The 11,537-nt window shown below is 41.9% G+C and carries 7 protein-coding genes; all 7 read right to left on the reverse strand.

Annotated features, from left to right (window positions below; translation table 11 throughout):
• Positions 1-74: 74 nt before the first annotated feature.
• Positions 75-773, reverse strand: a complete 699-nt coding sequence (locus tag FAZ19_RS11600) for a FadR/GntR family transcriptional regulator (RefSeq protein WP_136820885.1) — start codon at positions 771-773, stop codon at positions 75-77.
• 192 nt (positions 774-965) lie between these two features.
• Positions 966-2,240 carry a sialidase family protein gene (locus tag FAZ19_RS11605; protein ID WP_136820886.1) on the reverse strand — a complete coding sequence of 425 codons (1,275 nt, stop codon included), beginning with the start codon at positions 2,238-2,240 and terminating at the stop codon, positions 966-968.
• Between the two features lie 11 nt (positions 2,241-2,251).
• Positions 2,252-4,150: a sialidase family protein gene (locus FAZ19_RS11610; RefSeq protein WP_136820887.1), complete on the reverse strand. Its 1,899-nt coding sequence runs from the start codon at positions 4,148-4,150 to the stop codon at positions 2,252-2,254.
• A 45-nt stretch (positions 4,151-4,195) separates the two neighbouring features.
• Positions 4,196-5,713: a RagB/SusD family nutrient uptake outer membrane protein gene (locus FAZ19_RS11615; RefSeq protein WP_136820888.1), complete on the reverse strand. Its 1,518-nt coding sequence runs from the start codon at positions 5,711-5,713 to the stop codon at positions 4,196-4,198.
• 31 nt (positions 5,714-5,744) lie between these two features.
• Positions 5,745-8,504, reverse strand: coding sequence for a SusC/RagA family TonB-linked outer membrane protein (locus FAZ19_RS11620; RefSeq protein ID WP_136820889.1), 2,760 nt, complete (start codon positions 8,502-8,504; stop codon positions 5,745-5,747).
• Between the two features lie 18 nt (positions 8,505-8,522).
• A complete protein-coding gene (locus tag FAZ19_RS11625; protein WP_136820890.1) occupies positions 8,523-9,971 on the reverse strand; it encodes a fasciclin domain-containing protein in 1,449 nt (482 codons plus the stop codon).
• 31 nt (positions 9,972-10,002) lie between these two features.
• Positions 10,003-11,529 carry a RagB/SusD family nutrient uptake outer membrane protein gene (locus tag FAZ19_RS11630; protein ID WP_136820891.1) on the reverse strand — a complete coding sequence of 509 codons (1,527 nt, stop codon included), beginning with the start codon at positions 11,527-11,529 and terminating at the stop codon, positions 10,003-10,005.
• Positions 11,530-11,537: the final 8 nt, after the last annotated feature.

Below are 11,537 nucleotides of genomic sequence, written 5' to 3' on the forward strand. Positions count from 1 at the left end.
ATTATAATTAGTACTTATGTACTACATATAAAAGTAGTAAAAAAATATGATATCCCTAAGAATATCATATTTTTTTACTTTAAATTTTTAAGCAATTCGAAGTGCGGTCTCAAATGTTCTCTCATGCCCACCACAAATTCTTCTTTTGTACCGTCTTTCAGTATACGTACTAGATCACCATGGGTTACATTAGATTTCACGCTTCTATTCTCATTCTTCACAACATAATCAAATACAGGCAAAAGCATAATTTGAAACCTCTTTAAGGTATCGTTCCCCGTAATTTCATACAGTTTTCCATGGAAGGCGATTTCCCTACTCACCCTAAAGACATCATCATCCTCCGGTTTGCCATTTTTTACAATTGCTTCCAGGTCTTTAATATCTTTTGGTGTTTTTCTAACAAAAAGTAGGTCGGCCAACCCCAGCTCCAATACCAATCGAAGTTCAAACAGGTTCTTCAAGGTATCATTATCCATGCGTTGCGGATTTAACACCCGTTCAAAACTGCCCAAAATATCAGGATTAGTCAATACCATACCCCGCTTCTTTTTGGACTCCACCAGGCCTAACATCCGAAGTCTACTCAGCGCTTCCCTTAACACATTTCTACTTACCCCTAGCGCTTCAGAAAGCTCCATTTCCGTAGGCAATACATCACCTGTTTTCAGCTCTTTTTTATTCAGATATTCTCTAAGCCTTATCTCCACCATATCTGCTCTGGTATTGACGGCAATAGGTTCCAAACCTTTTTTCAATTTCGTTGTTGACATATGCAAGCGAATTCTGTTTATGTGCTACAAATTAACATAAAATTTTTATTAAACTACAGATGTTACCAAATTATTAAGAACTTTGCTATTCAATATTAACGTTTTTCTCATAGCAAACCAGACACCCCACAATGTCGCTCTTTCACCTTCTCCCCTCAAAGAGATAGAAAGTTCGATATCCTTTATTCCAGCTTATTGTTTTATCCAATTCAAATTCACGTAATGAAAATCTATAGAGTGTTTTCGATCTACCGCAGCTCCAGCAGTCGGATCCGTTACGTGTTCTACAAGCAAGCCTATTTCTTCTTGATTGATTTTTGTCATGCTTGTATATCCTCCATACCCTAATGCACATAGATCATCCTGTGCAATTCCTGGATAGTTTAATTGTTTAGATGCAAACCATGACCGTCCATCATCGCTGCTAAGGCGAAGCGTCATATTGCACCGATAGGGCATAGTATCTCCATCATTTCGAGCCGGGTTGATAAAAGCGATCAGATTAGGTTGAAATGATAATCTAAGAATAGAACCCTGCGCTCGTGGATCGATTAAGTTTATATCTGCACTGAAAGCCGGAAAACCACCTTCGATTGATCCTTTGGACACATACCGGTACCTACCTCTGTTCCAAGTACCTGCTACAGCCCTATCGTTTCGTAACAACAGACCACTGCTAAGCTCTACGACAGATCCCTCGAATGTATTTTTGGGAAGGCGCTGAAATTTCCAGGTCTGTCCGTAATCATCACTATAAATATTCCGCTCTCCAGCTGGTATGATTAGCCGGCCTTCGTTAGGTCCCTGTTCGATCTGGATACCGGTACCTGGACCTACAGCATCCCAGATAAAATCCAAAGGAACTAAGTCCGCGGTTCGATCAACTGGCTCCGACCAATGCTGTCCATTGTCGTCGCTATAAATTGTATATACTTTCCGATCGCCCCACTGTGAGACAGCGGGATAATCTTTACCATTGAAACTGCCCCCATGTTGACTATGCGAATCCGAGTTCCAGGACATAAATAGCCAGATTCTATTGTTTTTAAAATCCGTTACCACTGTCGAGTTACCCCATGTACCCTCGCCTTCACTTACTACTGTTTTTAATGCGCCCCATGTTTTTCCTTTGTCCGAGGATATTTTTACCACAATATCAATATCTCCATAATCCAAACTGGTCAATTTTCGCCCTTCGGCGAATGCAATCAGATCGCCATTCGGAGCAGCAGTAAGGCTAGGAATCCGATACGAGTGGTACCCTTCCGTTGCTTGTTCAAACACACGTACCGTTTCTTTGATTATATTGTTTTCGCCCTCATCATCCGGGTTATATACGGGCTTATCAAAATCGGTTACGTATACCATACCAGTATCTTTGTCTGCACAAGAGAGCATCGCTAAAGCAACTAGGCCAATTACAAGTGGTAGTCTTCTAATCTTAGCTATATGTTGTTTGTTGTTCATAATTTTCTATTTTACTTTTTATAGATTACAATCCCTTCATAAGGCGTATCCACTCCCCCTTCAGTTGCTACAATAAGCTGACCGGTACCCGTCACAACCGCGTCCATATTTCCGACAGGTACGACATAGTTATTGTAAGTCTGTTTAGTAAACAAAGCTCCCACGTTTGTAAAATTTTGGGCGTTGTTATCACTTGTAAAAAGTGTTGGCGTATTGGCATATATCGGACTCTTGTTGTATGATCTCACATCCGTTCCTCTTCCCTGCGGCGTGATATAAAAAAGTTTGTTATTCCCGTCGTTAACCAGTACACTACTATACATATGGCCAAAATCTCCCGTTGCAATTCCATTCCCGAATCCATTGGCTGTCGTCCACGTCGTTCCGCCGTCGCTGCTGTAGCTTACCATCTTGTTTTTGGGGTTAACGTTAGCATGAGAGAGCAACATCATGAGTGTACCGTCACTCATTTCTACAATAGAACCAGTCCGGAGATTACTTCCTGAAACAGCATCCCCTAGCGTCCAGGATAATCCCATATCATCCGAATAGGCTACACGCACCTGATTGGTTCCTACATTCAATGGCATCAATACACGGCCGTTATAATCACCACTTTTTAATGAAATTCCATGGCCAGACGCATGTTGGATTTCAATATCCGTTGATCGGAGTTGCGTGGTGATATCGGTCTCGTTAGACCATGTGCGGCCATTATCAGTCGAGATGCGTTGATAAATTATCTGTTGGCCCGGATCAATTACATAATTGTTCCCTGTATGGGTATAGAAAAGTTTACTATAATGTAAAATTAATGTTCCGTTATCCGTCTGTACAATCTGCGGATAGGCATACGTATCGGGGGAGTTTTCTCCAGCAATAACCGTCATGTTATCTTCCCAACTATGGGCCGCATCGATCGAACGTCTGAGGATAATGTCTGTATTGCCAATCGCTCTGCTCTGCTGCAGTACACGCTGCACTCCGTTAGCATAGTCTGCTCTTCCCTCGGCAAAAAGCAATACATCCCCGTTCGTAGCAGCAGCTAAAGCAGGTCGTTGAACCAGATGATAGTCAAATTCATTTTTGTAAAATGCGTAATCAACCGTATACGGATCCGTCGCCTCAATATATACGTCATGTACGGTCAAAAAATTTCGCCATGGACGGATACTAGGCGTATAATAATACAGTTGTTGATCTGGGATCTTGAATTTGAAACAAAGAACACCGTTTATTTTAATATAGAAAAGATTATCTACGATTATAGTTTCAAATTCAGCTGGTATCCCCGGTGTAATTACCTCATTTACTGTAGGCCAGCCCGCCGAAGGGTTCACGCTGATCCCTGTATTATCGTAGAGGTCCAAAAAGAACTGTGGGGCAATATTAGAGAATCCGTCAAATCCGAAAATAAATTCTTTACCACTCTCCCAACTGTTGCCCAGTACGAGTCCGGCTGCAGTACCATTAAATGTACCTATAGTGCCTTTAAAGTACATATAAAAACTCTTCCCCTTACCGATAGGAACAAAATACTTAGACACTACCCAGTTGTTTCGATAACTATTCGGGTCGCCTCCAAAATGATCTGCGTTACTCAGGGGATAGTAATTACGGTGCGGGATCAAGCGCATACCATTAGGCTCTTGCACCCAGGAAGTCGTATCTCCTTTGGCATAATAATCGGTATATCCCTTAAAAAGTATACGGTCGTGAAATGCCTCACCTTCTTTCATCAGCCATATCCCTGCCTCCCTATTCGGGTCGAAAGGAAAAGGCAGTGAATCAGGCAATGCAACATCTTCCTCAAAAGGTCCGGGAAAATCAAAATGCTGTTCTTTGTAACAAGATCCCAAGACTAAAAGACAAAGGGTCAACAACCATAATTTACAAGCTAATCTCTTCATAACTTATCTTTTTGCATTCGTTTAATATTTGTTAATAGATCAACTTTATTGTACCGGTATGAACCAATTGTTTTGATCCTGTAATTTTAGGTATATTTCATCTTTCAGCCCCCCACTGTATTTCGAGGCCACTTTATCAGCAAGAATGTTACGCCCAGTTAGCTTCGACCATAACATCAGGTCGTACCATCGCTTTCCTTCAAAAGCAAATTCTCTGGCCCTTTCGGTAAAGATTACATTAAGCATCACCTCCCTGTTCGTATAATCCAGGTCCGTAATCAACAAAAGTGGCAATCCTCTGGCTTCCCTTAGCATGTTAATAAAATTGAAGGTGGATGAATAATCATTCAGGTATAGATCTGCAAGCGCCTTTAATAGAAAAGCATCTGCAGAACGATAAAACTGCCAGCTGGCTATGCTTTGATAAGATGGTCGCTGTGAGGACACATCATCGAGCCCGATATACTTCCATATCACCGTGTCTTGGCCAAAAACCTTATAACTGAAGCTACTTCGTATATCATTTTCTTCAAATGCGAAAATGGTGTTGATCACGTGAGAACTCGGTTTAAGATAATATTTTCCACCATCTTCTGGCCGATTCGATGTAAATTCCTGCAAGCGATTCGTTTCAAAACTATTATCAAAGCGATATCCGAGCAAAAAAAGACTATGTTGCGCAGCATAGCTTGCTGTGAACTGATTAGGCCAGGCACCTGCCGTACCCAAGGAATGGAAATTATTAATTATAGGTGAATTACAAAAAGCCGAGGCTGTTTGAAACTCGCCGAGCCAAATCGCTATCTCGGCAGCAAAAGTAGCCGCCATGGGTTGAGACACCCGACCATAACGTTCTTCCGAAGGAAGGTTATTCCTGTTCCATGTATAATTTAACGGGAGCATTCCCAGTACAGTAAGCGCATCATTGTAAATCATATGCCAAACTTCCTGCTGATCCGTTGGAAACTTTAACAAACCTTTGATCTCGTCGGCACGAAGGGCTGCTGTTTTCGTACTCACCGTATCACCCTCTTCGTTTACATACGATATATTCTCGGCATAATCGGATCGAATAATCGGAAATTTATCAAAGGTACGCAAGAGGTAATAGTAACAGAATGTACGAAGCAATAGTGCCTCTGCATAATAGGCATTTGCATCGCGCACGAGCAACTTATTGTCCTGATCCATCACATCATACACCTTTTCCATCTGCCTGTTGCATCGCGCAATCGTCTGGTAGATATTGCCATAATCCGCATAGGGGTTTTGAACACTTACATTGTTGATCACAAATTCATTGATATAGGGAGTTGGTTCCGATTCACCCGTCGTCACCATATCCGCACGGGCATCACCCCATAACAGAAATTTGTGCACATCGTTGGTCAATGGTGCATACATGCCCAACGCGGAAGCATTAATATCTTCTTGATTTCGGTAGAAATTATCTTCCGCAACCGTTTGATAGGGCTCTACCTCAAAAAAGCTTGAACAGGCACTCAGCCCGGTAACTGCAATACTTAAAGTAACGATATAAGTAGTTATCCTTTTTATTTTCATAATTATTTTGCTTAAATAACAGACCATGAGTTTAAAACGAAGCCTTTAAACCCAATTTGTAAGTCGTACCCAACGGTGGTGCTCCAAAATCTATATTACGTAACATTGCGTTGTTCATACTGTTGATCTCCGGATCAAAACCGCTGTAATTCGTAAATGTTAATAGGTTGTCCACACTGACGTACACTTTGATATTTTTGAAATACCTATCCGATGGACCGGCAATATCATAATGTAATGTTACATTTCTAATTTTCAGATAGCTACCGTCCTCCACCCATAGTGAAGAAGGCTTCCCGTTGTTAGAAGGATCGTTTATTGCAGCTCGGCTTAGACCTGATCCGGGTGTATTAGCCGAAGTCCATCTATCCAGAACAGCAGGATCCTGATTTGCATAGTCTTTCATGGCATGCATCTGTTGGGCAAAGCTGTTGTAGATGTCCGCACCTTTAACGAAATTAAATAAAGCGGATATACCCCAATTTTTATAGGTAAGGCTGCTTGATAATGTACCAAACACATCTGGCAAAGGTGATCCAATGACCTGTCTATCCAATTCATTAATCTTTCCATCCTCGTTCATATCCTCTATACGATAATCTCCTGCTTTATAGGGGGTACCGTCGGCCTTGTTGAGATTCACTTCATTTTCATTCTGAAATACACCCAGCACATTGTATCCGTAGAAAGCCCCCAGTGCTTCCCCTTCCATAGCAACACCGCTATATAAGCCCAATGTCTGTTCCACCGCGCCATTTGGCAATTCGAGCACTTTATTTTTCAAGGTAGAGACAGCGGCCGATACAACCCAGTTCCAGTCCTGTTTTTTTACCAAATACGCGGTAGCATCAACTTCCACTCCGCTGTTTTCAATTGTTCCGGCGTTGTCAAACACCGGATTTACGCCGATCTCCTTTGCAATACTCTGTTGTGTTATCAAATCATGCGTACGCTTATAATAGTAGCCCACATTCACTTGAACACGATTCTCCAGTAGATTAAAATTAGATTTGATCTCGTACGTATCCGTTATTTCAGGCTTTAAATCGGGGTTGGCTACGTTACCAAGATATACCCCTCCATATCCGAAATAATTAACAGGGTAATATTGGGCATAATGATAGAACCCGCGCACCTCATGATTTCCTGTGCGGTCGTAACCGAGCGACATATTCCATACATTATTTTGCTTTTCTCCTGCCAGATAGAAGAGCGCGTGTATTCCAGGATATACGTTCCATCGGGTGTTCGCGCCTAAATTTGAGGTTCCCTGCAGATTTACAAATGCAGTTAAATCAATTCTATTCTTCCAGTTGATGGCCCCTTGCGCGATCAAGGTCATCAAATTAGATCTAAATTTGGTATTAGAAGCACTATCCACAATACCTTGCGCTAGCGTTTCAAAGTCGTCTGTACCCGCATTGATCTTTCGGCCATAGAGGCTCTTCTCCTCAAAGGTTTCTATTGCCGCTTTCAAGGAGGCATCGTAGGTCATGTTAGACGACAACTGACCTTTCTTCAACAAGGCGGTATTCCAATTGAGATCAAACTCGCTCGAACTTCGCTGCGCATTCTGTCTGATGCGGTATTTATCCGGTACGATACCCAATGCCGGGCGATATTGTTTTTCGGATAGACTAAAATAGGATACGGATAAATCGGATACCAGCCTCCAGTCTAACGGCAGTGTCCATTCCACCCCCATGACACCATCGACTCTATTAAACTGGTTTTTATTATCCATATTTTCAATCAGCGCAACTGGATTACTAAAACCCAGAACATCCACACCAGCTAGTATTTTGCTCTGTTCTCCATTCTCATTAAAATAGTTTGTTCCTAAAAAAGGTGCTTTTGCTGCCGCTACATAGATAGGATGAACGGCATAGTTGGATCCAAACTCTTTGTAATGTCCGCTCGTATTCGTGTAAGAAAGGTTATTATAAATTTTGACATTAGGCGATAATGCATAGTCCAAATTAAACCGCAGCCCCACACGCTCAAACCCCGTGTTTTTAATAGAGCCCTCTTTGTTGGTATATCCTATCGAGAATAGGTAGTTCGCGTCGCCATCGCCACCTTTCAGCTTAACATGATAATCCTGAAATGCACCTTTTTGCTGTATCATTTCCAACCAATCTGTATTGTTGTGGTATGTTGGATCGGTCGTGCTAAATATCGGGTGTACATCTCGCTCTTGTGCCGACATTCCTTCCTCTGTAAATCGGGTCCACAGATACGATTTAAATTCCTGTGCACCAAACCGCGGTACGTGGTAATCAAATGTATTAACACCGTAGCTTGCGTTGAAATCCAGTTTTGTACCTCCAAATTCGCCCCGTTCTGTACGGATATCCAATATACCATTGGAGCCTCTCCCGCCCGCTTTATGTAAGTACTGTGCTGATGGCCGTATGTCGACTGCTTCCACGTCAAGTGGATTTAAGAAGCCAAGCCGATCAGGTTCAAACGTGGATAAAAAAGTAGGCTGTACGCTAGCATATCGCATAGGGATACCATCGATATACAATTGAGGACTACTGGTCAAGTTTATACTGTTTGTGCCCCGGAGCATGATCACCGGACTCGCTCCTACATTGCCATTGTCCATAACGAAAACTCCCGCTTTGCTATATAGCCTGCCCGCAATAGATATAGAAGATGGGTTGGTATCCGTAAATAACCTATTATTTTCCCTAAGCGCGGCTACTGTATCTTGCTGTGCAAGTAGCTGTGGACTACCTAATAACCCCAAAGCAACAGATGATATAATGTATTTTAACCTATTCATGAATAAGTATTTAGACTTTTAATTAATTGGTATGAGTTCAACAATGTCAAGCAATAAGTCGCAGCAATAACTTGGATTTGGATTAGAACCAAAGCCTGTGAAGGCAAAGTAAAGTTTCACATCCTCACGTTCCTCAACAGTAATATCACCGCCATAGTTGAATACGAAGTAGTTATATTCCTCAAAATCACCATCCTTTTTTGCAAAATCGACAAGCTCACGAACGATCTGGTCGTTATAGATTGTCAAGAATTTGCCGCGCGTTGCGGCACCACGATGCATTATTCTGATTCTATACTTTCCGGCCGGTACATCTGGGATGGTCATCCAGAAATAATCACCAACCTGCGTCGCATCAAACTGTGCAATCATTAGCTTTTTGTCCTGATGATAACTTTGCGTTCCGGTATTTCGTAAAATGCGCGCCGGTGCATTGGTAAAAACGTTCTGTTCACCATATGAACTACCAGGAGGATAAATATTGAACCTAATCCGGGAAGGAACCGCAGGAGTAATCACAAGCAACGTGTCCAACGAATGGAAAATCCCATTTTTACCTACGTTATCGATTCCAAACTCGGCAGACTGATTAAATTTAAATTTTTGATTTACTGCATACTGACCATAGGTATCCACTGTGAAAGCTAACGATTCCTTCTTATACAACGGATAGTGTCGTTGTGTAGTCAATAAATTAAGATAATAACCGGAATCGGGAATAATGTGATATCCCGCCCAATCCTTTAGATTCTCTATTTCGCTTTTATCAAAGTTACTCTTTAACAGTGCTTCATCACTTTCAATAACCAGCGTAATCATACTATCTTTTAGATAATTATCTAAACCGGTCTCTTCAAAAATGGTTAGCATGGTATTGTATTTCCCCGATGTTTTGACCATGTCATACAAGGTAGCCGTCGGTGGTATCAACACAGCATCCAATACATTAATAAAACCGTTATTAAAGTTGATGTTGCTTTCTGTAATAGTCGCCAGGTTATTCAAGCGAATGGCTTCATAAGAAGCACTGATGTCTGCAATCAGATATTTATCTTGGAAAGAGGTCGGAGCCGGCAGCGGTCCATGTATAAATACGTTGGTATTAATTTTCTGATCCAACAGATGATACCGAAAAAAATTGACCCAATATTCGACCGGAGCATCTGCAATCTTTTTTACGGGCTTTCCATCGACGGTCAACGTTTCAAAAAGCGTATTAAAAGCTGCATTATTGGGCACGAACAAGGTGTAAGATCCCGCTGTTTTTAACAGATTTCGTTGTCCAACATATCCCGCCAGTTCCGTAAATATACTAAGATCTTCCCGTTCACTGAGGTAGTCCATGATCTGAATCTCGTCATTCGAATTATAGCGGGCATCCGAAAATGGCTCTTTACAGGAAAGTATAAACGTTGCTATGCCTATACACATACAACACCACATACTCATTTTGCTTAACGTAACCATATCTTTATGTTATTAATGTACTTACTCTGATTTACTTATTTTTATAATAATCTTTTTGCACGAGCAACCTATTACTTTCTAGCTCTGTACGATGATAAGGCAAAAACCAGCTCTCCGGGTTTAGAAGCCGGGCACGCACTACCTGATAAGATTCACCTAACGGGTTATTTTCAGCAGCCTTCACAATGAGTGCGTCCGCAAAGCCCGATCTTCTAGCAATTCGGACAGCAGCAAACCATTCCTTCCCTTCAAAGCCCAGTTCAAATTCCCGTTCCATCAAGAGATTAGTCATAAATTCTAGGTCTGCCCCCATAACACCGGTCGATACCGCTGGAATATTACATTGCAGCCGTATTTTATTGATTCGGGCTTCTGCCTCCTCATAGCGATTGAGCATCGCCAAGGCCTCCGCCTCCATAAATAAGATCTCGCGATAGCGATATATTATATAATTTGCATTTCGAGCACCTGTAGGCCGATAATTAAGTTCATAGGGAGATTGACCAATAAATTTATATACTTCATATCCCGAGCCACCGGCATACGACACTGGGGAAAACCGAAAGGCAGAATAGTTTTTCAGACGTATTGTATCTGCGCTAAAGTGGAGCGGGTCTGTGGGAAGATAAAGCTTTTCACCCGCATTGACCTGGATATTGGCGATGTTGGCCAGATACTTGGCATTGTTCTGCTGAAAGTGCGAAAACCAATTATATAGTGGAGATGCAAAACCCGTTTGTACATACTGGTATTCAAATATCCCTTCACTCGAATTACCCGGACTAAAAATAGAAAACCAGTTCAACGGCTCTACAAGTTTATCTCCATAGACGGCACTCAAATCGGCACATAGATCCAAGCAAGCCTGGTATTCGTTTCGCCATAATTTAACATCTGCCCAAATGGCCTTTACCGTATTCTTTGTAATACGTCCGTAACGTTCATTAATATTTTCGAAGTCCGGAGCTACTGCAGACAGTGCGCGATCCAAATCTGCTTCTATAAAATTCAATACCTCTTCCTCCGAGCTGGCTGCCGTATTGAACTGCTGGCTATCCGACTCGTAGGGTTGCTCAATAATAGGTACTTCCTTAAACGTGCGCACCAGATAAAAATAGTTTAATGCTCGCAATGCATAAGCTTCGCCCATCATTACGTTGAGTTCGCTTTCTGTGAAAGTTTGGTCACGTTCCAGCGCACCGGGCGCATTTTTGATAAATGAGTTTATCCATGTAATCGCTGTATAGACCGAGCCCCAGCCTAACAGACCATTTTCTGGATAGATATCCTGTGCCATAAACTGCCTGTAGTCTGTTGTAAACGAATCCCCTGGACCAGGAGTATATAAGCTTGAACGCGAATCACCCCAGACCTGAAAGCGGTTTAGGTTATTGTGCAAGGAAGAGTACATCCCATTCATCGACGCAACAACCTGTTCGCGATTAGCCCAATACTCATCGTGGGTCAGATTATCCGGCACCTCAACCGCGAGAAACTTATCACAACCGGTCATCATGAACGGTATGAGGAAGAGCATATAATTTAATAATTTTATCATATCCTTAG

Origin of the sequence: Sphingobacterium alkalisoli (assembly GCF_005049105.1) — a bacterium.
GTDB classification, from domain to species: domain Bacteria; phylum Bacteroidota; class Bacteroidia; order Sphingobacteriales; family Sphingobacteriaceae; genus Sphingobacterium; species Sphingobacterium alkalisoli.

What these genes read in the sequence shown, in the direction of transcription:
- FAZ19_RS11625 (WP_136820890.1), bottom strand. Translation starts at nt 9,971, where the DNA reads ATGGTTACGTTAAGCAAAATGAGTATGTGGTGTTGTATGTGTATAGGC.
- FAZ19_RS11620 (WP_136820889.1), bottom strand. Translation starts at nt 8,504, where the DNA reads ATGAATAGGTTAAAATACATTATATCATCTGTTGCTTTGGGGTTATTA.
- FAZ19_RS11615 (WP_136820888.1), bottom strand. Translation starts at nt 5,713, where the DNA reads ATGAAAATAAAAAGGATAACTACTTATATCGTTACTTTAAGTATTGCA.
- FAZ19_RS11610 (WP_136820887.1), bottom strand. Translation starts at nt 4,150, where the DNA reads ATGAAGAGATTAGCTTGTAAATTATGGTTGTTGACCCTTTGTCTTTTA.
- FAZ19_RS11630 (WP_136820891.1), bottom strand. Translation starts at nt 11,529, where the DNA reads ATGATAAAATTATTAAATTATATGCTCTTCCTCATACCGTTCATGATG.
- FAZ19_RS11605 (WP_136820886.1), bottom strand. Translation starts at nt 2,240, where the DNA reads ATGAACAACAAACAACATATAGCTAAGATTAGAAGACTACCACTTGTA.
- FAZ19_RS11600 (WP_136820885.1), bottom strand. Translation starts at nt 773, where the DNA reads ATGTCAACAACGAAATTGAAAAAAGGTTTGGAACCTATTGCCGTCAAT.